Genomic DNA, 19,843 nt, shown 5'->3' on the forward strand with positions numbered 1-19,843 from the left:
GGCACTAGACTCCTGCTATGCGTGGAATACTTCTCGCTGGTGGGACTGGGACTCGGCTGTGGCCAATCACCCGGGCGGTGTCCAAGCAGCTGATGCCCGTCTTCGACAAACCGATGATCTACTATCCACTCTCCACTTTGGTGATGGCCGGAGTGAGAGAAATCCTCATCATCACCTCGCCCGAGGAACAGGACCAGTTCCGTCGGCTGTTGGGCGATGGTGAACAGTTGGGGCTGCGGTTGCAATACGCCTCGCAACCACGCCCGGAAGGGATAGCGCAGGCCTTCATCATCGGTGCCGACTTCATCGGTGCCGAGTCCGTGGCGCTGATTCTCGGCGACAACATCTTTCACGGGGTCAACCTCGGCCGGCAGCTCGCTTACACGGCGCTCGTCGGCGGGCGCATCTTCGCCTACCAGGTAGCCGACCCGGGGGCGTATGGGGTGGTCGACTTCGATGCAGCCGGCCGCGTGTTGTCGATCGAGGAAAAGCCGGCCCGCCCCAAGTCCCACTACGCGGTGCCCGGGCTGTACTTCTACGACAACCGCGTGGTCGACATCGCCGGCAAGCTCACTCCCAGCGACCGGGGCGAGTTGGAGATCACCGCGGTCAACGACATCTACCGGGAGTTGGGCGAGCTTTCTGTGACGGTGCTGGACCGCGGTACGGCCTGGCTGGACACCGGCACCTTCACCTCGATGATGCAGGCCGCCGAGTTCGTTCGAGTCATCGAGGAGCGCCAGGGCATGAAGATCGGGTGCATCGAAGAGGTCGCATGGCGTGCCGACCTCATCGACGACGAGCAGTTGCGTAAATTGGCCGAGCCGCTGGTCAAAAGCGGATACGGCACGTACCTGCTCGGCCTGCTCGCCGAGAAGCAGGGTGCGGGTCGCCGATGAAGATCCGTCCGCTGAGCATCGGCGAGGCATGGGAAGTCACGCCACAGCAGCACAGCGATCCGCGTGGCTTGTTCATGGAGTGTTACCGCGTCGACCGGCTCGCCGCCGCACTGGGGCACCCGCTCCGGTTCGCCCAGGGCAACCTTTCCGTCTCCGCACGGGGCGTGGTCCGCGGTATCCATTTCGCTGATGTGCCGCCGGGCCAGGCCAAGTACGTGACCTGTGTGCGGGGAGCGGTCATCGACATGATCGTGGACATCCGGGTGGGCTCGCCGACCTTCGGGCAGTGGGAGGCGATCCGCCTCGACGACGTTGACCGGCGTGCGGTCTACCTCGGCGAAGGCCTGGGACACGGCTTCTGCGCGCTGACCGACGACGCAACCCTCAGCTACCTCTGCTCCACGACCTACAATCCGGCAGCCGAGCACGCCGTGCACCCGCTCGACCGGGAACTGGCTATCGAATGGCCAACGGAGACGCCGCTGCTGTCAGACCGGGACGCGGCTGCCCCGAGCTTGGCCCAGGCGCGCGAATCACGGCTGCTGCCCGAGTACCATGCTTGTCGATCGTTCACCGCAAGCCTGGGCTGATCCTCCGGTCGCAGGAAAGTTCATCACAGCGGCTTACCCGCGATCAGCCGGTAACCGTACTCTGCTGCTTCGCTCTGCGCGCCCAAGATCCGCCAGCTACGAAGCAGGCGGGTGGACTGGTGCTCCCAGTGGATCACCTTCAGTGATGGCTCGAACATTACCGTGAGGCCGAGTCGGTGGCATTGCTCCCCGATGGTGATCTCTTCATTGAAGAGAAAGACGGGATGGGCCAGACCGCCACCCTTCTCGAAGAAGCTCCGGTGCAGCGGCATGAATGACCCGTGTGGCGCATATATCGCTCTGCGGTGAGCCTCGAATCGTGCTGCGTGGTGTTTGCGGAGATGGGACTTGGCGGCGCCCGCGAGGCAGGACGCCTGGCCGATGATCGGGTTTGAGAACATGTATCTACGTCGCCGCATAGCTTGCTCGCTTGGCCTTGAGAGAAGATATGGATTCTGTGCTCGACCGCCGGGCATGCCAACGACTGAGGGGGCCACCACCGGCGCGCTGGCGTCGAGACTCAGCAGATCATGGACAAACGTCCGAGTGGCGATCTCGATGTCCATGTTCGAGATCACTGTCCACGTTGTCGGGACCTTTTCGAGGTTTGTGGCCAGCCAGTGGGCGGCGCCGAAGTATCCAAGATTTCCTGGTGCGCGGACGATCTCCACCCTGTCGCTGTCGCGCGCCATGGCGGCTAGGGTCTCGGCTTCTCGGCCGTCTTCGCTGTTGTCGACGACGGTCATGCGCCAGGAGGTGGTGTCCTGCGCGTGCAACGATCGTAGGTAGGTGGGCAAAGCCGACGAACCGCGGTAGTTGACGGCGACGAAATGCACCTCGTCACTCATCTCTCTATTCCCCTCCATCACTGCTACATTCTTCCTGCCAGGGCCGTGGCGAAATGCCCGACAGGGTCTGGTGCAACCGCCTGATCACGTCGTCATCGGGTGTTGACCAGTACCGTCGCCGGTGCCGACGTGATGCCGCTTGCTGACGCTGTAGGACCGAGACGTTTCATCGCCGATCGCGGACGCACTGCCCAGCCCACGATGGCGATTCCCGCTGCCATGGCCACCGTGGTGTTTGTCCAGGTCAGTGTGCTCATTCCGTACGACCACAAGATTGTCGTGTAACAACAGGCCAGCGTGGCCGCGGCGGCGCCCGAACCGCGTCGTGCCGCTTGCTGGTAAGCGGCGCCGGTGGCGAGGCCAAAGAGGAAGATCACGCCGAGGGCGCCCGGATATCCGAAGTCGACGATCAGGCCGCGGTACATCGTGCTGACGTTTGTCGTCGTACCTCGCTCATTCAATTGAACGTATTCATCGTAGCCGCGGAGCGCATAGCGATCTTGTCCGGTCAGAATCCCCACACCGGCTATCGAGGCCGTGCCCCAGCCCGGCTCGCGCTCCGGTTCAGCCGATGAATCATATATCTCCAGCCATTGAGAGAACGCCGGTACGTGTCCAAGGGTGTACGCAGTGAGCTTTCCCTGAATGGTCAGACCGGTGGACGAGTCAACGTCACCTGTTCGGATCACGGCGACGCCCATGTAGATGACGGCGACGACGCCGACGGCCCCAATTAATGCCATTAGCCGTCGGATGCCGATCCTCGGCACGTCGCCTTTCCGTAACACGTACACCGCCACGTACGCACTGCCGGCGAGGCAAACCCCGAAGTGTAGTGGCCCGCGCGAGGTGGTAACGGTGGTGTAAAGCAGCATCGAAAGCAGCTGGCCCGCAATCAGCCAGCGCCGGAATCGCAGTTGCGTCAGGAGCAGGAACGGCGACACGACAGCGCCGATGTACACGATCCCGAGCAGTACCGACGACGGCGCGGAGGAGGCCGAGGTCAGGCCGCTTTCAACCGCGAGTCGGGCGTAACGATCGAGCGCAATGGTATTACCCATGTTGAAGATGCCGTCAATCGACAGCAGCGATTCAGGCGATACGTCACTGCGTTTCATCTCGTAAAGACTGGCTGCCACGCCAGCGACTATCCCGGCGATGGCGGTCGCGGCCAGTGCCGAGCCTCGGACGACGAACTTACGTCCAGGCTGATCGATGTTCACAGCTGCCGTAGCTCGCTGTCGACCGCTGGAGATGAATGCTCCGATGCTGAATAGGGCAGTGCCCAGCGCCAGGTACGACAGCGCATGGCGGGTTATTCCCCACTCGTCACCGAAGTACATCACAGGCACAACGACGGCCGCCAACCAGAACGCCGGAAACGCTGCGACCGGTCGCAGCAAACTGCCTGCGAGTAGCCGCGCACACACGGCGAGCGGGACGAAAACCACAAGGCTAAATGCCAGCATCATTCGTGGTTGTCCTACCGTTTCGTCTCGTCGGGTTCGTGGTGGCGTCAGCCACGTTGGCCAGCCGTTCGTCGGAGCTGGCGCAAGAACCTGCCAAGCTCTGCCCCGTAGTTCCGATAGTCAAACGATTCGAGGGCGCGCTTGCGTGCTGCTTGACGCATGGCCCGTCGCTCGTCTGGATGAAGCCGGAGCGCGCGCCACAGGGCGTGCTCCACAGCACCCACCGAGTGATCGGCGCAAACAATGCCTTCGACGCCATCGGTCAGGTACCCACCCAGGTCCGTGGTGAGGTTGGCGATGACCGGAGTACCAGCCGCCACGCTCTCGCAGAACTTGGTCGGGAACCCTGCGTGCGCCAAGCGCGTTGGCCGGCGCACAATGATGCTGAAGTCCGCTCGTGCCAGCATCCACGCCACATCCCATTGAGGGAGCCGACCCATTACCCGGACAGCGGAGGGCGGCGCCATGCCGCCAAGCAGATCCTGTACCTCTGCCAGAGACGGTCCGAGTACCCGCAACTCGACGTCCCCGCCATGACGGACCACCTGCTCGACCGCACGGATCATGGTGGCAACCAGATCCTTCTTCGCTGGAGTGCCGAAATACACGAGCGACAGGGCGGCCCCGGAGCGCTCGGGCGGATCGTCTCGGCGTGCGTTGACTGCATCGAGCGTGGGTGGGACACGCAATACCTGGCAGCCCCGCTCGCTGTAGAACTGCTGCAGAAACGAGCTGATGACGATGACGCCGTCGAATTGGGGGTAGTAGTGGCGCAGCGCTGCCTTGACTGTCAGGTTGCCGGGTCCGACCACGCCGCCCCGCACATGTCTCCGGTCCGGCCAGTCCGCCACGTCGGCAACCAGCGGCACCCGATTGCCCACGCACCACCTGTGTAGTCGTGCGGCATACTGGGCGCCGCCGCCGTAAACGACGACGTGCGATGGCCTGGTGGGTTGAGCGTCGAGCCACTCGATGACATTCCTTCCCCGGCCCAGCCAGGCCCGAAGACCCGGCGCACGGTCACCGAAGGAATCGCCTAGGCCCAGATGCGATACGGATCCTGGGCCCTCCACATCAGTCAACGTGGAAACGTCGCCTGTTGGGTTTCGTCCGCTGACCACGACGACCTTGTGTCCGTACACGGCCAGGGACCGGGCCATGCCGTTCACTCGTCGCGAGCCCGCCTCTCCCCACGGGAAGCTGTTGGCCGTGACATAGGCGATCCATCCCGGCACTCGACATTTTTCGATCGGATCGTGATCGGGCTGGCATTCGCCGGTGCGTCGATGATCCACTTCGGCTGAGCCATCCGGGCCGCCCCGGGTGACTGCCATCGTCGCTCCTTGCTCACTGGGCAATTGCGACGGTGTATCAAACATCAGTGGCCTGCCTGTTCTGATCGTGCTCGAATTTGGTGGTGATGGCCATGTCCGAGAGGCTGCGACGGCGTGTGTCGCCACATGTCGACAACACGCGCCGATAGCCGTGAAGGGCAGCCGGAAGGACGGTCGCCAAGAATGCCGCCGCTCCTATGTAGGGTATCGCTACAACGCCGAAGAGTGCGGCGCCGACGTATTTGGCGGGAACGGAGACGAGAAGATATGCCGACCAGCCGAGCAGTTGCGGCCGAACAACGCCCGCTGCGAGTTGCACGGTTAGCCACGGCGATGTCGCTCCGAGAACCAGGAACCAGAGCGCAAATCCTACGAGGAGCATGGGGTCCGCGGAGACCGCTCCGTCGACCCACCTTTGCAGCACGACTTCGCCTGCAGGCACCAGTACCGCGGAGAGAGTTACGACGGCGACCAGCGACACGGCGATCATCCGTCGGGTGGTCCGTCTGACCCAGAGTCCGTGGCCCTGTGCCAGGGCATCCGCGCTTGTCGGCCATAAGGGAAGATTCAATACCGACACGATCGAACCTAACACTGCCAAAAGCCGCGCAGCAACGGAGTAGTCCGTGACCGCGCGCAGATCGAGCGCATGCGCCACGACAAACGGTTCGGAGCTGTTGGCCAGGGCCATGACGATAGTCAACGCAAGGAATAGGGTGCTCAGCTTGAACAAGGCCCGGATGGCGTCTCGCTCGACATATTTCAGCTGTGGTCTCAGATCGGGTCTCTGTTTGGTGAAATACCAAACGTTGTTGGCGATCGTGATAATCAGTGGGCCTGCGGCGGCGGCGGCGACAACAGCGGCCGGCGACATACCGGTGTGCACAGCGGTGAGGACGAGCGGGAGGGGTGACAGGTTCGCGCCACACTGCCACAGATTGCTCTGCACTGTTCGCTGATAGGCGTACTGGACTCGTACGATCAGAGTGAAAGGCAGGCTTACTGCGAAGCCGACCAAACACACCAGGGCGATCGCCGTCGCATCCGAGGCGGTCACCGTGCCGTTCGCATTGAAGAGGCGGGACCAGGGGATCACGTCGGACATGGCCCACAAGCTTGCGCAGGTGATCAGCGCAACCACTGCCAGGGCAGTGTAGGCGCTCGCAATGTAGCGCTTGGCTTGATCTACCAGATCCTCGGCGTGGCACCGTCCGAGTTTGGTCATGAGGCCGTTGCCGAGCCCGAGGTCAGCGAACGCGGCCATGGCGGTCAGAGCCACGGTCGTCGCCCACAACCCGTACAACTCGGCGCCGAGGTGCGGCAGCATCACGGGAATCAGGACCACGGGAACCAGAACAGCGATCCCACGGCTAAGGGCCATCGTGACGACCCCCCAAGCCAGCTGACGCGAGCGCCCTGAGCGCGTGACCGTCTCGTGCGTCGCCGCTTGAAGATTTCCGACGGAAGGCTCGGCGGCCCTGCCGCGACCGTCAAAGCCCGGCATCAGACGCATTCGGTGATCACCTGCCTGCCGCGCCTCGCGTCGGCCCGTTCGTGACTGCGACTCGACGTCACTGTGGCGTCTTTCTCTTGCGCGATGCTCCGACGCCGCGTGGGAGCTGCGTACCATCCACATCACTCCGAACTGATGTGGTCCCACGCCACGAGTCGCGCGGTTCGATGGCGGACCGATCCCACGCGGCCCTCGTGTACAAAATCGGTCACACGATGCTTGTTCGCCGGAGCGACCTACCGCACGGCGACGGCCTCGGGCAACGACAATCCGCCCGCCTCACCGGGAGTCTGCCGCTTCCGCGTAGTCGGCGGTGACGAGCCAGGAGTTGAAGTCCCGGCTGAACACCGAGGTGCAGCGTAGCGAGCCGATCCCGGGTTTGAATCCCCAGAAGTCCAGTCGACCGAGGCCTTGGCTCGTCAGCGCCGCCTGCGCCGCTACGGACTCGGCGCTGTCCGTGTCGTCGAGGACCAGCAAGCCAGAGGGGGACAGATAGTTGGTGGCTGCCCGGGCACATGTGGTGCGACCCATGCCGTCGACAACGATCACGTCCCAGGGAGCCCCGTCCGCGATGGCACGCACGTACGGCGCGGCCTCATCCGCCTCCCACCAGGTTCCCTGGCACGGAATGTACAAGATCCTGCCGCTCGGCGGCTGGGGGAGCTGTGCGAACCATCCCGGGTCATGCTCGACTGCGGTAATCTCCGCGACCCGGCCGGTCTGCGTGAACCAGGACGTGGATGAACCGGCACCGTACTCGAACACACGGACGCTCGGCGTGAGTACGCGTTCGAGCCACTCCATTGCCGGGTAGGTCAGCCACGGGCGGGGACTTCCACCCGCGCTGACGGGCGCCCCGCTGCTCAGAGATCGGTGCCATCCCTGTGACCGCAGGGAAGACAGGACGGCGAGTGATGCCAACAGCTCCTTGGAGGAGCGCGGAACACCCGGTATCCGCGCCCGAACCCGTGCCATCACTGATTTTTTGGTCATGGTTGCGATCGTAGTCCCGTTGTAAGCCATTTAATGCCGTATTTCAGAATCTGTAGAGCACCTCGGATGAAGTCGAACTCCATTCACGTCAGGAAGACTGGCTGCTTGCGATTGCTGGCTCCGGCCGGGTATTCGGGCGGCGAGTCGCTCCCATGCCTCCGGGCGCAGTTTGGGCGCCAGCCCCTGGTCGGCCAGCCAGCCTGGCACCTGTTCCTTGCCGAACAGGACCATCTCGATGCGCCGCACATGGGCGTTCGCGCCACGACTGATTCTTCCGTAGACGGTGAGGCAGCGGGTGCCGGCGCCAGCCGCGAGCCGCGGCACGCGCCGGGGCTCGCGCCCGCCGAGCAGTCGCAGTAGCAGCCCTGTCGTCATGCCATTGGGCGGCTGGAGAACGATCGGCGGAACCGGCCCCGGAGCGAGCGCGAGGTGTGCGATCGCGTCGGCGACGTCATCGATGAGTACCTGGGGGGTTGGGGCGCAACCGTTGCCGGCGACGAAACTCACTGGAGACTGCGCGAGCCGGATGAGGCCGCGCGTGTTGGGCCGGTCCACGTCATGAACCCAAGTCGCGCGGTAGATGGTGGTCTCTACCATGTCCTCGCGAAGCAGTAGGCGTTCGCCGAGTGCCTTCGATCGTGAGTACGGCGAGAATTCGGCGGTGCGGCTCGTCTCGTCGAGCGCCATCGTGCCCTGAACTGCCGCGGAGCTTGCGTGGACGAACCGCTCGACGCCGGCCAACGCGCAGGATCTGGCGACGATCGTTGGCAGTAAGGCGTTCGCCCCATACAGGGCCAAGCTCGCCGGCGCACAACCGTCCGGCAGCCCGGCCGCATTGATTACTACCTGGACGCCCTCAAGCCGGGAGGCAAGGTCCTCGGTCACCTCACGGTGGACGTACCTCGGCACGGATACTGTCTCAAGACTCTGGCCATGCGGCCACTGCAACCGGGGCGTCCGGATCGGTCGGACGCCGATGCCGCGGGAACGCAGCTCGGAGACCACGGCTCGGCCGACGAAGCCACTGCTTCCGAGCACGGCAACGACGTCCGCCGGTCCTGACTCGGGGGTAAGCGGATGGACCTTACGCCACATGGAAAGGTCAGGCATGAACGCTCCTGTCTGCCGGCTGCGGCCGGGTCGGTCGGGACGTGAGCCGCGACGGGGTGGAGAGATAGCCGGCCAATATGGCGAGGCCGACCACGTCGAGCGCTACCCGGACGAGCGACCCGCCTACCGCCGCGGCGACGAAACAGCTGGCCGCCGCAGCGCCGACGAACGCCGTCGCCGTGGTGACCCGCTGGTGGGACCAGCCGACGTCGGTCAGCCGCTGATAGACGTGACTGCGATGGGCGCGATACCAGGGCTCGCCCCGTCGTATCCGGCGTGCCAGGGTCCATCCGGTGTCGGCCAGATAAAGGGCGAGTGGCGCCAGAGCCGCCTCCGCGGGTACGCCGCTCAACAGCCCGTACACCGCGAAGGTGCCGAGGATCCCGCCAAGTGAGTACGCCCCGACGTCACCGAGGAAGATCTTCGCTCGTCCGGCGTTCCATGGCAGGAATGTCGTGGCGGCGGCGGCAACGATCGCGCCGCCGGAGGTCAACACCGGCAGATCCCACATCAGGCCGAGTGCGACGTAGACCCATCCGGCCAGGATCGCCTGGGTGGCAGAGATGCCGTTGACCCCGTCCATGAAGTTGAATGCGTTGGAATAGGCGGTGAGCCATACCGCGACGACGAGCAGGGCAACCGCTCGGGCGGTGAGTGGCTGGTCGTCGTCCAGCAGTACCAGGCCGGTGAGCAGGCCGGCGAGCAACTGAAGGACCAGCCGGACGCGTACCGCGACGCCACGAAGATCCTCCACCAGGCCGATCGCCGCAAACAACAGCAGCGGCAGCGCGAGTATGCGAGTTCGGTCGTCCAGCAGGAGCGCGGCGGTGGCAGCAAGAACGACGGCCACCCCTCCGCCACGCGGGACCGGAATGGTGTGTGACGAGCGCTCGCAGGGCGTGTCGATGACCGAGGCTGCCGTCATGGCGCGGAGAACCAGCGGCTGTAGGAGAAGACCGACGGCAAGCGCGGTCACGACCCCACTGGCAAGGGTAGTGGTCATATCGACGCGATCCCGTACCGCGGACATCTCCGGGCGAGTAAAAAGCGACAGCAGCTCACTAACAACACCTTTCCAGATCAAAGAGGTCTGGGATGGTTGTAACAGGCCAGCCCTGATTCCACAGAGGGTTCGGTGATTCGCGGGTACTCCCTTCGTATAACTAGGGAGGACCAGGCGCGATGCGGGCTGGCTGGTGTTCGTGTCCCGACCACCCGTGCGGACGAACCGAGAGCACCAGATCGCCTATAGGTGGGCATTTCACGTGTCCAGTCCGCTTTCCGGTCGTTGACCTACCGACCACCCAGAAGGTTTGGGCGCGACCGGCCCGCGTCCCATCGATGGAACGGGGAGCTGCGTGAACTTCTTGCCCACTGGAAAGCGGGTCCTCATTACCGGCGGCACCGGCTCGTTCGGCCAGAAAATGGTCCGCCGGCTGCTCGACCGCGACGTCGGCGAGGTCCGGGTGCTCAGCCGAGACGAGGCCAAGCAGGATGCGATGCGGCGCATGCTCGGCGACGAACGGGTCCGCTACTACGTCGGTGACGTGCGCGACTACGACGCGGTGCAGCGGGCCACCCGCGATGTGGACTTCGTCTTTCACGCCGCCGCGCTCAAGCAGGTCCCCTCCTGTGAGTTCTTCCCGCTGGAGGCGGTCCGCACCAACATCCTGGGCAGCGGGAACGTGATCGAAGCTGCCGAGCGCAACGGGGTGAGCTCAGTGGTCATGCTCGGCACCGACAAGGCCGTCTATCCGGTCAACGCGATGGGCATGACGAAGGCCTTGATGGAGAAGCTGGCCCAAGCGCATTCGCGCAACAACCCGGAGAGCCGGACCACGATCTCCAGTGTCCGGTACGGCAACGTCATGTACTCACGAGGTTCGGTCATCCCGCTCTTCATCGAGCAGATCAAGGTGGGGCGTGCCCCGACGGTGACCAACCCGTCGATGACCCGATTCCTGATGTCACTGGAGGAGTCGGTCGAACTCGTCGAGCACGCCTTCCTGCACGCGCGTCCAGGCGATCTCTTTGTCCGCAAGGCCAGCGCCTGCACCGTCGGGGACCTCGCCGCCGCGCTCTGCCAGCTTTTTGACGTGCCGACCAAGCTCGACCTGATTGGGGTACGCCACGGGGAGAAGCTGCACGAGACGCTGGCGAGTCGGGAGGAACTGACCCGGGCGGAGGACCTAGGCGACTTCTTCCGGGTGCCGGTCGACGATCGCGATCTCAACTACGCCCTCTACGTCTCCGAGGGCGATCTGGCCACCGCTGACGGCGATGACTTCAACTCCGCCAACGCGACGCAGCTTGACGTGCCGCAGATCATGGAGTTGCTGCTCACCCTGCCCGAGGTTCGTGCCGAGTTGGCGGCAAGCGAACTGGCTCCGGCGTCATGAGGCTCGCCCTGACCGGTGCCGGTGGCTTTCTCGGCTGGCACGTACGGGTACTGGTCCGCGCTCTGGGGTGGCCGGAGCCGGTGGTGTTGACCCGAACGGACCTGACACAGCCGGAGGTCGTCGCAGCCAGGCTGGCCGGCGTGGACCGGGTGCTGCACCTGGCGGGGGTCAACCGCGGCGACCCCACCGAGGTGGCGGCCGGCAACGTGGAACCGTCGGCCGCCCTGGTCCGCGGTCTCCGGCGATGCCCGGCACCGCCGAAAACGGTGGTGTTCGCCAACTCGACGCAGGCGGGAAACGGCACGGCGTACGGAGACTCGAAGTCGACTGCTGCTGCCACGCTCGCCACCGCCAGGGAGGTCGGCAGCGCCTTCATCGATGTGCGCCTTCCCAATCTGTACGGCGAGCACGGTCGTCCCTTCTACAACTCGGTCGTCGCGACCTTCTGCCGGCTCCTTGCCGAAGGCGGCGAACCGGACGTCCGCGAGGATCGCGAGCTCGACCTGGTGCACGTGACCGATGCTGCCGCCCGGCTGATCGGCGCTCCGGCGGGGGGGCCGTGGGATGTCACCATGCCAGCCCTCCGAGTCACAGTGCGGAGCGTTGCCGAACTACTCAGCTACTTCGCTACGACGTATCGGACTGGGGAGATCCCGACGCTGAGCGACCGGCACCAGGTACGGATCTTCAACACCTACCGGTCGCACTGCTTCCCGGCGCACTATCCGATGCCCCTGACGCGGCGCAGCGACCAGCGTGGCGGTCTGGTCGAGGTGGTCAAGACGCATGGTGGGGCCGGGCAGACCTTCTGCTCGACCAGCTATCCCGGTGTGGCCCGAGGGGAACACTTCCATTTGGCCAAGGTGGAGCGGTTCGTCGTGCTGCGCGGCACGGCCGTGATAAACCTCCGCCGGGTCGGGCATGACGAGGTGATCCGGTTTCCGGTGAGCGGCGACGCGCCGGTCGTCGTTGACATGCCGGCCATGTGGGTGCACAACATCGTCAACATCGGCTCCGACGAGCTGCTGACCCTCTTCTGGGCCAACGACCTCTTCGACCCGTCCCAGCCCGACACGTATGTCGAGCCGGTGGGCGAATCCACCTCGATGGCGGCGGTGATGATGGCGGGAGGGCGTGGATGACCCGGGTGATGACCGTCGTCGGCACCAGACCCGAGATCATCCGGCTTTCCCGGGTGATCGATCGGCTGGATCGTACGGTCGACCATACGTTGGTCCATACCGGACAAAACTGGGATCCCACCCTCTCCGATGTATTCTTCACCGAACTGCTGCTTCGCGCGCCAGACCGGTTTCTGCGGGTCGACACGACCTCGCTGGGACGGGTCCTCGGCGGTGTGCTGATCGGCGTCGAGGAGGCGATCGCCGAGCTGCGGCCCGACGCGCTGTTGGTGCTGGGGGACACCAACAGCTGCATTTCCGCCCTGATGGCTCGCCGGATGCGGATTCCCGTCTATCACATGGAGGCCGGCAACCGCTGCTTCGACCTCAATGTGCCGGAGGAGACGAACCGGCGCCTGGTGGACCATGTCGCCGACTTCAACCTCGTGTATACCGAACACGCCCGGCGAAACCTGCTGGCCGAAGGGCTGCACCCGCGCCGCATCCTGCACACCGGTTCCCCCATGCGGGAAGTGATCGAGTACCACCGCGCCGATGTGAACCGATCCGCCATACTCGATCGGCTCGAACTAGAACCCGGTCGTTACTTCATGGTGAGTGCACATCGCGAGGAAAACGTGGACCATCCTGACCGGCTGCGTCGTCTGCTGGACTGCCTCCGCGCGGTCCACGACACGTGGGGACTGCCGGTGCTGGTCTCCACCCACCCGCGTACCCGCAAGCGGCTGGAGGCGCACGCCGCCAATGCCGGCGATCTGGAGGGGATCGCGTTCCACGAGCCGTTCGGACTCTTTGACTACGTACGATTGCAGTGCGACGCCCGATGCACGCTCTCTGACAGCGGCACGATCAGCGAGGAGTCGGCGATCCTCGGGTTCCCGGCGGTGACGCTGCGCGAGTCGATCGAGCGGCCGGAGGCGTTGGACGCCGGCGGAATCATCATGACCGGTCTGGACCGGCAGGGCGTGCTGGAGGCGATCACCGTAGCAGTCGACCAGGTCAACACCGACGGCGTGCCCTGCCCCGTTGACTACCAGGTCCCGGACACCTCACGCCGAGTCGTCGACTTTATCCTCTCCACCGTCCGACACCACCACGATTGGGCTGGCATTCGGCGCTGACCTAACCATCAGCGCCCTTTCGACCCATGGCGTTCCTCGTCAGGAATCCCCCAGCGGACGCGGACAGTGGCCACCTCGGGACGAACGTTTTCGTCAACTGCGCGGTCGCCCCGGATCGTTCGCAGGCACAGCCGTCAGTCCAGAGGGCATGAAGCGGTGTCAGTGACGTGAGGACTCTCAGATCCTGCTATTCGCTACCACCCGGAGGGTGCTCGAATACTGCCTGGCTACGCTCGGCGTGCCCTTGCCGTCCTCTCAGGCTCCGGCCGCGGACTTCAGGTCGGCGGCACGGTCGGTGCTCTCCCATGTCAGGTCGGGCAACTCGCGACCGAAGTGACCGTACGCGGCTGTCTGTTGATAGATCGGGCGTAGGAGGTCGAGATCGCGGATGATCGCGGCTGGCCGCAGGTCGAAGACCTCCCGAATCGCCTTCTCGATCCGGTCCACCGGTACGGTCTCCGTGCCGAAGGTCTCCACGAACAGGCTCACCGGCTGCGCCTTCCCGATGGCGTACGCCACCTGCGTCTCACACCGCTCCGCGAGCCCTGCGGCCACCACGTTCTTGGCCACCCACCGCATCGCGTACGCGGCCGACCGGTCGACCTTCGACGGGTCCTTGCCCGAGAACGCGCCGCCGCCGTGCCGCGCATATCCACCGTACGTGTCCACGATGATCTTTCGTCCGGTCAGACCGGCGTCGCCCATCGGTCCACCCACCTCAAACCTCCCGGTGGGGTTTACCAGCAGTCGGTAGCCTCCGGTCGCCAAGTCCAACGCCTCCAGCTCGGGGCCGATCACATGCTCCCGTACGTCTGGAGTCAGCAATGACTCCAGAGAGATGCCGGCCGCATGCTGGGTGGAGATCACCACGGTGTCCAGCCTCACCGGACGCAGTCCGTCGTACTCCACGGTCACCTGGGTCTTGCCGTCCGGCCGCAGATAGGACAGGGTGCCGTTCCTCCGCGCTGCTGAGAGCTGCCGGGCAAGCCGGTGTGCCAGCGCGATCGGCAGCGGCATCAATTCTGGGGTCTCCGAACACGCGAACCCGAACATCATGCCCTGATCGCCCGCACCCTGCGCGTTCAAGACGTCGCCAGAGGAGCCGGTACGCAGCTCATGGGCGTTGTCCACGCCCTGCGCGATATCCGGTGACTGGGATCCGATCGACACACTCACCCCACACGAGGCGCCATCGAATCCCTTCTTCGACGAGTCGTACCCGATCCGCAGCACCGTCTCCCGCACGATGGCCGGAATATCGACGTACGCCTCCGTGGACACCTCACCGGCCACATGCACCTGTCCGGTGGTGATCAGTGTCTCCACCGCGACCCGGCTACGCGGATCCGCTGCCAGCAGCGCGTCCAGGATGCCATCGCTAACCTGATCGGCGATCTTGTCCGGGTGGCCCTCGGTTACGGACTCTGATGTGAACAAACGCCGCTTCACGGGCCTCTCCTCAGCGTTAGCTTGGCACGCTATGTCTACCTTGTCTTAATTGACTTGTTGGTTATAGCAGAATGCCGCGCCGTAAACTCCACATTCCCTGCCCCGGAGAGACAGCGTTCGGGCTGCTGCACAGGTGGGCGGAGATCTCGGACCGCTCTATCCCTGCGTGATCGTGGTCGCCGGCCTGCTCGGATTCATGGCGTAGCAGGCCCGGCGGCAGACGACTCGCCGTCAGCGAGTCGCCGGCGGAGCAGGACATGCAGCGGCATCGACTCACCATCACGTCCCCCCGCGCCCACCACCAGCGGCGGCGGGCTGGGCTGCGGGTCGGCACCGAGGAGCCGGGCGCGCAGCGAGCGCGGCACGGTCAGCAGGTGAAAACGACCGTCGACGTCGACCGCCCGGCTGCGCGCCCGGTCGATGTACCAGCCGTGCAGACCGGTCCGGTAGCGGGCCCGGCCGTCATGGGAACGGGCGACAAGTCGGGTGGTGGCCAGGCCGCGCCGCCGTGCCTCGGCGACGAACGCGCCGACCAGCGCCGCCGCCTCCGCCTGCTCGGCCTCCCGGCGTCGCTGCGCGGCCGCCGCGTGCGCCAACACCGCCTGCTGCCGCGTCTCCCGCCACTCCGCGCCGCCGTCGCTCACCACGCCCCGACGGTACGCCCACCCGGCCGCCCTCCCCAGCCCTACCCGTTACCCCTGGCACCGTCACGAACTTCAGTGATGCTGCTGTCTCGCGACGGGTTGAGGCAGCAGCATCCTCGAAGTTGTCCGATGTGTTGAACCCGATCGGTGTGTGGGTTGACGCCCTTTGCTCTGCTTCAACCCACGCACCAGCGGTGCGTCGAAACCGTTGCGTCCGTTGAAGCAGAGCAAAGGGCGCGAGGTGGTATATGCCTCGGCTGGTGCCAACGGCCGGGTCCGGCGCGACCGGGTTTGCGTCCCGTCGGCCACGGCCGTCGACGAAAGAGGATCTCTAGAGCAGACCGGCGCGGCGCAGCGCGTCGGCCATCGCGCCGTCGGCGGGTGCCGCCGCGCCGCGTCCCTGGCGCACCTGCCCACCCTGCCCGCCCTGCCCGTCGCGGCCCTGGCGACCCCGACCGCCCTGGCCACCCCGACCGCTCTGGCCGCCGCGGTCCTGCCCGGCCGCGCCGTTCCGGCCGCCACCACGTCCGGCGCCGGGCTCGGACTCGTCGTCCAGGCGCAGGGTCAGCGAGATGCGCTTGCGCGGCACGTCGACGTCCAGCACCTTGACCTTCACCACGTCGCCGGACTTCACCACGTCGCGCGGGTCCTTGACGAAGGTGCGGGACATCGCCGACACGTGCACCAGGCCGTCCTGGTGCACGCCGACGTCCACGAACGCACCGAACGCCGCCACGTTGGTGACCACGCCCTCCAGCACCATCCCCGGCGTCAGGTCGCTGATCTTCTCCACACCCTCGACGAAGGTCGCGGTCTTGAACTCCGGCCGTGGATCGCGGCCCGGCTTCTCCAACTCGGCGAGGATGTCGGTGACGGTGGGCAGGCCGAACGTGTCGTCGACGAAGTCGGTCGCGCGCAGCCCGCGCAGGATCGCCGACTTACCGATGATCGACCGCAGGTCCTGGCCGGTCGAGGTGAGGATCCGGCGCACCACCGGGTACGCCTCGGGGTGCACGCTGGAGGAGTCCAGCGGGTCGTCGCCGCCGGGGATGCGCAGGAAGCCCGCGCACTGTTCGAACGCCTTCGGGCCGAGCCGGGCCACCTTCTTCAGCTCGGCCCGGGTGCGGAACGGGCCGTTGGCGTCCCGGTGCAGCACGATGTTCTCGGCCAGCCCGGCGCCGATTCCGGAGACCCGGGTCAGCAGCGGCGCGGAGGCGGTGTTGACGTCCACGCCGACGCCGTTGACGCAGTCCTCCACCACCGCGTCCAGCGACCGGGACAGTTTCACCTCGGACAGGTCGTGCTGGTACTGCCCGACACCGATGGAACGTGGGTCGATCTTCACCAGCTCGGCGAGCGGGTCCTGCAACCGGCGGGCGATGGAGACCGCGCCGCGCAGCGACACGTCCAGCCCGGGCAGTTCCTGGGCGGCGTACGCGGAGGCCGAGTAGACCGACGCGCCGGCCTCGGAGACCACCACCTTGGTCAGCTTCAGCTCCGGGTGCCGCTTGATCAGGTCACCGGCCAGCTTGTCCGTCTCCCGGCTGGCGGTGCCGTTGCCGATCGCGACCAGCTCGACCCCGTGCGCGGCGGCCAGCGTGGCCAGGGTGTGCAGCGATGCGTCCCACTGCCGGCGCGGCTCGTGCGGGTAGATCGTGTCGGTGGCGACCACCTTGCCGGTGGCGTCGACCACGGCCACCTTCACGCCGGTCCGCAGGCCCGGGTCCAGCCCCATGGTGGGTCGGGCGCCGGCCGGCGCGGCCAGCAGCAGGTCGCGCAGGTTGGTGGCGAAGACCCGGACGGCCTCCTCCTCGGCCGCCTGCCACAACCGCATCCGCAGGTCCGCGCCGAGGTGGATGAGGATGCGGGTACGCCAGGCCCAGCGCACCGTGTCGGCCAGCCACTTGTCGGCGGGCCGCCCCTTGTCGGTCACCCCGAACCGGCCGGCGATGGCGGCCTCGTAGCGGGTCGGCCCGGTGACCGCCGCGTCGACGTCGCCCTCGGTCTCCGGGTCCATGGTCAGGTCGAGTACGCCCTCCTTCTCGCCCCGGAACATGGCCAGGATGCGGTGCGAGGGCAGCTTCGGGTACGGCTCGGCGAAGTCGAAGTAGTCGGCGAACTTCGCCCCGGCGCTCTCCTGTCCCTCGCGTACCCGGGACACCAGCCGGCCCCGCGACCACATCTGCTCGCGCAGCATGCCGATCAGGTCGGCGTCCTCGGCGAACCGCTCGATCAGGATGGCCCGCGCCCCGTCCAGCGCGGCGGCGGCGTCGGCCACCCCCTTGTCGGCGTCGACGTACGAAGCCGCCGCCGAGCGCGGCTCCACCGACGGGTCGCCGAGCAAGGTGTCCGCGAGCGGCTCCAGCCCGGCCTCGCGGGCGATCTGCGCCCGGGTCCGCCGCTTCGGCTTGTACGGCAGGTAGATGTCCTCCAGGCGGGACTTCGAGTCGGCTGCCATGATCTGCGCTTCCAGGGCCTCGTCGAGCTTGCCCTGGGAGCGGATCGACTCCAGTACCGCGGCCCGCCGCTCGTCCAGCTCCCGCAGGTACCGCAGGCGCTCCTCCAGGGTGCGCAGCTGGGTGTCGTCGAGCAGGCCGGTGGCCTCCTTCCGGTACCGCGCGATGAACGGCACGGTGGCACCACCGTCGAGCAGCTCCACGGCCGCGCGTACCTGGCGCTCGGCGACGCCGAGTTCCTCGGCGATCCGCTGATGAACAGAGAGGGTCACGTTGTCGCTCCGCCTTCGGGTGTGGGTTCCGTGGTGCATTCTGCCGGGCTACCGTGGCGATCATGGAACCACCTGCGGACCCCCGGGCGCGCCGACTCTTCGGCGGCAGCGCGCGGGCCCTCGGCGACCTGGCCACCAGCCCGTTCCGGGCCGACCGGGACCGGATCGTCGGCTCGCCGTTCTTCACCCGGCTCGGCGGCGTCACCCAGGTGGTCAGCCCGGGCGGGTCCGGGCTGCTGGTGCACAACCGGCTCACCCACAGTCTCAAGGTCGCCCAGGTGGCCCGGGCGATCGCCGAACGGCTCACCGCCGACGGCCAGCAACGCGACCTGGTGGAGAAGCTCGGCGGCTGCGACCCGGACGTGGTGGAGGCCGCCGCGCTCGCCCACGACCTCGGTCACCCGCCCTTCGGGCACCTGGGGGAGCGGGTGCTGGACCGGCTGGCCCGGCACCGGCTCGGCCTGACCGACGGGTTCGAGGGCAACGCCCAGTCGTACCGGATCGTCACCTCGACCGAGATCCGGGGCGCGGCGACCACCGGCCTGGACCTGACCGCGGCGGTGCGGGCGGCCATGCTGAAGTACCCGTGGACCCGGCTGGACCACCCCGACCCGCACCCCCGGACGATGGATCCGCCGCCGCGCGGCGCGACCCCGCCGCCGGACGACCCGGACAGCGGCTCGCTGAAGTTCGGGGCGTACCGCACGGAGCTGGACGACCTGCGGCAGGCCCGGGCACCGTTCGCCGGCCGGATCGCCGACTGGCAGCAGACCGTCGAGGCGTCGGTGATGGACACCGCCGACGACATCGCGTACGCCATCCACGACGTGGAGGACTTCTACCGGGTCGGGGTGCTCCAGCAGGGCACGGTGGCCGCCGAGCTGATGGCCTGGCAGCGTGAGGTCGGCCAGCTGCGGGCGATCACCGATTCCGCGCTGGCCACCTCGGCCCGTCGGCCCGGCTCGTCGATCGAGCGGCTGCGTCGCCAGCTGCACCACAAGGACGGCTGGATCGCCGACGACGAGGCGTTCGCCGCCGCCGTCGAACACGTCCGGGAGGAGTTGGTCGAAGGGCTGCTGGCGTTGCCGTTCGACGGCTCGATCGAGGCGGAACAGTACGTGGCCCGCTTCTCCGCCCGGTGGACCACCCGCTTCGTGGACTCGATCACCGTCGTCGAGCAGCCCGCCGTACGCTCCGGGCACGTGCTGCTGGCCCCGGCGCAGTGGCACGAGGTGCAGGTGCTCAAGTTCGTCCATCACCGGTTCGTGCTGGCCCGGCCCGACCTGGCGTTGCACCAGCGTGGTCAGGCCCGACTCCTCGACACCCTGGTCGACGCGCTGCGGGAGTGGCTGCTGGACCCGGAGGAGGAGTCCCGGTTGCCCCGGCGGCTGCACGACCTGGTGGAGTTGGCCGAGGCGGAACTGCATCCGCGTACCCCGGACCGGCTCGGCAAGGCGCGCGGCCGGGCCATCGTCGACTTCGTCGCCCAGCTCACCGACGGCCAGGCGGTGGCGATGCTTGACGCGCTCTCCGGCCGCTCCGGTGCTCTCTGGACCGACGCCTTCGTCCTCTGAGACGGCCGGCCCGGGCCCGCTCGGGGTCGG

At 66.6% G+C, this 19,843-nt stretch carries 16 protein-coding genes; 6 read left to right on the forward strand and 10 right to left on the reverse strand.

Annotation, left to right across the window (positions count from 1 at the left end; translation table 11 throughout):
* The first annotated feature begins 17 nt into the window (after positions 1 to 17).
* Positions 18 to 899 (forward strand): glucose-1-phosphate thymidylyltransferase RfbA, encoded by an 882-nt coding sequence (rfbA, locus tag KBX00_RS07190; RefSeq protein WP_210824496.1) that lies wholly within the window; start codon positions 18 to 20, stop codon positions 897 to 899.
* Entirely contained in the window at positions 896 to 1,489 is a 594-nt protein-coding gene (locus KBX00_RS07195; RefSeq protein WP_210824498.1) for a dTDP-4-dehydrorhamnose 3,5-epimerase family protein, read from the forward strand. The genes rfbA and KBX00_RS07195 overlap by 4 nt, the downstream gene beginning before the upstream one ends.
* A 23-nt stretch (positions 1,490 to 1,512) precedes the next feature.
* Here KBX00_RS07195 and KBX00_RS07200 read toward each other — a convergent pair whose 3' ends face one another.
* From KBX00_RS07200 to KBX00_RS07230, 7 genes are all read right to left on the reverse strand, one after another.
* Complete coding sequence (locus KBX00_RS07200) at positions 1,513 to 2,337, reverse strand: glycosyltransferase (RefSeq protein ID WP_210824500.1); 825 nt, start codon at positions 2,335 to 2,337, stop codon at positions 1,513 to 1,515.
* Between the two features lie 92 nt (positions 2,338 to 2,429).
* Positions 2,430 to 3,809: an O-antigen polymerase gene (locus tag KBX00_RS07205; protein ID WP_210824517.1), complete on the reverse strand. Its 1,380-nt coding sequence runs from the start codon at positions 3,807 to 3,809 to the stop codon at positions 2,430 to 2,432.
* 44 nt (positions 3,810 to 3,853) lie between these two features.
* Entirely contained in the window at positions 3,854 to 5,140 is a 1,287-nt protein-coding gene (locus tag KBX00_RS07210) for a glycosyltransferase family 4 protein (protein WP_210824519.1), read from the reverse strand.
* 37 nt (positions 5,141 to 5,177) lie between these two features.
* Positions 5,178 to 6,653, reverse strand: coding sequence for a lipopolysaccharide biosynthesis protein (locus KBX00_RS07215; protein ID WP_210824520.1), 1,476 nt, complete (start codon positions 6,651 to 6,653; stop codon positions 5,178 to 5,180).
* A gap of 279 nt (positions 6,654 to 6,932) precedes the next feature.
* Positions 6,933 to 7,418 carry a hypothetical protein gene (locus KBX00_RS07220; RefSeq protein WP_210824521.1) on the reverse strand — a complete coding sequence of 162 codons (486 nt, stop codon included), beginning with the start codon at positions 7,416 to 7,418 and terminating at the stop codon, positions 6,933 to 6,935.
* Positions 7,419 to 7,676: 258 nt separating this feature from the next.
* Entirely contained in the window at positions 7,677 to 8,756 is a 1,080-nt protein-coding gene (locus KBX00_RS07225) for an NAD(P)-dependent oxidoreductase (RefSeq protein ID WP_210824522.1), read from the reverse strand.
* The gene (locus KBX00_RS07230; protein WP_210824523.1) at positions 8,749 to 9,606 is read right to left on the reverse strand and encodes a hypothetical protein; all 858 of its coding nucleotides are present in this window, start codon (positions 9,604 to 9,606) and stop codon (positions 8,749 to 8,751) included. The genes KBX00_RS07225 and KBX00_RS07230 overlap by 8 nt, the downstream gene beginning before the upstream one ends.
* Positions 9,607 to 10,114: 508 nt before the next feature.
* Here KBX00_RS07230 and KBX00_RS07235 point away from each other — a divergent pair.
* From KBX00_RS07235 to wecB, 3 genes are read left to right on the forward strand one after another with little or no spacing between them, the layout of a single operon-like run.
* The gene (locus tag KBX00_RS07235; protein ID WP_307868216.1) at positions 10,115 to 11,155 is read left to right on the forward strand and encodes a polysaccharide biosynthesis protein; all 1,041 of its coding nucleotides are present in this window, start codon (positions 10,115 to 10,117) and stop codon (positions 11,153 to 11,155) included.
* On the forward strand, positions 11,152 to 12,297 hold the full coding sequence (locus KBX00_RS07240) for an NAD-dependent epimerase/dehydratase family protein (protein WP_210824524.1): 1,146 nt from the start codon (positions 11,152 to 11,154) through the stop codon (positions 12,295 to 12,297). The genes KBX00_RS07235 and KBX00_RS07240 overlap by 4 nt, the downstream gene beginning before the upstream one ends.
* Positions 12,294 to 13,418 (forward strand): non-hydrolyzing UDP-N-acetylglucosamine 2-epimerase, encoded by a 1,125-nt coding sequence (gene wecB, locus KBX00_RS07245; RefSeq protein WP_210824525.1) that lies wholly within the window; start codon positions 12,294 to 12,296, stop codon positions 13,416 to 13,418. Before KBX00_RS07240 ends, wecB begins: the two co-directional genes overlap by 4 nt.
* Before the next feature lie 255 nt (positions 13,419 to 13,673).
* Here wecB and metK read toward each other — a convergent pair whose 3' ends face one another.
* The 3 genes from metK to KBX00_RS07260 all read right to left on the reverse strand — a co-directional run bounded on the left by metK (position 13,674) and on the right by KBX00_RS07260 (position 18,239).
* The gene (gene metK / locus KBX00_RS07250) at positions 13,674 to 14,867 is read right to left on the reverse strand and encodes a methionine adenosyltransferase (RefSeq protein ID WP_210824527.1); all 1,194 of its coding nucleotides are present in this window, start codon (positions 14,865 to 14,867) and stop codon (positions 13,674 to 13,676) included.
* 194 nt (positions 14,868 to 15,061) lie between these two features.
* Positions 15,062 to 15,514: a hypothetical protein gene (locus KBX00_RS07255; RefSeq protein ID WP_210824529.1), complete on the reverse strand. Its 453-nt coding sequence runs from the start codon at positions 15,512 to 15,514 to the stop codon at positions 15,062 to 15,064.
* A gap of 328 nt (positions 15,515 to 15,842) precedes the next feature.
* On the reverse strand, positions 15,843 to 18,239 hold the full coding sequence (locus tag KBX00_RS07260; RefSeq protein WP_210824531.1) for a Tex family protein: 2,397 nt from the start codon (positions 18,237 to 18,239) through the stop codon (positions 15,843 to 15,845).
* Between the two features lie 62 nt (positions 18,240 to 18,301).
* Here KBX00_RS07260 and KBX00_RS07265 point away from each other — a divergent pair, with 62 nt between their 5' ends.
* On the forward strand, positions 18,302 to 19,813 hold the full coding sequence (locus KBX00_RS07265; protein WP_210824534.1) for a deoxyguanosinetriphosphate triphosphohydrolase family protein: 1,512 nt from the start codon (positions 18,302 to 18,304) through the stop codon (positions 19,811 to 19,813).
* The last annotated feature ends 30 nt before the right edge of the window (positions 19,814 to 19,843 follow it).

Origin of the sequence: Micromonospora sp. C95, from assembly GCF_018070465.1 — a bacterium.
Classification (GTDB): Bacteria; Actinomycetota; Actinomycetes; order Mycobacteriales; family Micromonosporaceae; genus Micromonospora.

What these genes read in the sequence shown, in the direction of transcription:
- rfbA (WP_210824496.1), top strand. Translation starts at nt 18, where the DNA reads ATGCGTGGAATACTTCTCGCTGGTGGGACTGGGACTCGGCTGTGGCCA.
- KBX00_RS07195 (WP_210824498.1), top strand. Translation starts at nt 896, where the DNA reads ATGAAGATCCGTCCGCTGAGCATCGGCGAGGCATGGGAAGTCACGCCA.
- KBX00_RS07200 (WP_210824500.1), bottom strand. Translation starts at nt 2,337, where the DNA reads ATGAGTGACGAGGTGCATTTCGTCGCCGTCAACTACCGCGGTTCGTCG.
- KBX00_RS07205 (WP_210824517.1), bottom strand. Translation starts at nt 3,809, where the DNA reads ATGATGCTGGCATTTAGCCTTGTGGTTTTCGTCCCGCTCGCCGTGTGT.
- KBX00_RS07210 (WP_210824519.1), bottom strand. Translation starts at nt 5,140, where the DNA reads ATGGCAGTCACCCGGGGCGGCCCGGATGGCTCAGCCGAAGTGGATCAT.
- KBX00_RS07215 (WP_210824520.1), bottom strand. Translation starts at nt 6,653, where the DNA reads ATGCGTCTGATGCCGGGCTTTGACGGTCGCGGCAGGGCCGCCGAGCCT.
- KBX00_RS07225 (WP_210824522.1), bottom strand. Translation starts at nt 8,756, where the DNA reads ATGCCTGACCTTTCCATGTGGCGTAAGGTCCATCCGCTTACCCCCGAG.
- KBX00_RS07240 (WP_210824524.1), top strand. Translation starts at nt 11,152, where the DNA reads ATGAGGCTCGCCCTGACCGGTGCCGGTGGCTTTCTCGGCTGGCACGTA.
- wecB (WP_210824525.1), top strand. Translation starts at nt 12,294, where the DNA reads ATGACCCGGGTGATGACCGTCGTCGGCACCAGACCCGAGATCATCCGG.
- KBX00_RS07265 (WP_210824534.1), top strand. Translation starts at nt 18,302, where the DNA reads ATGGAACCACCTGCGGACCCCCGGGCGCGCCGACTCTTCGGCGGCAGC.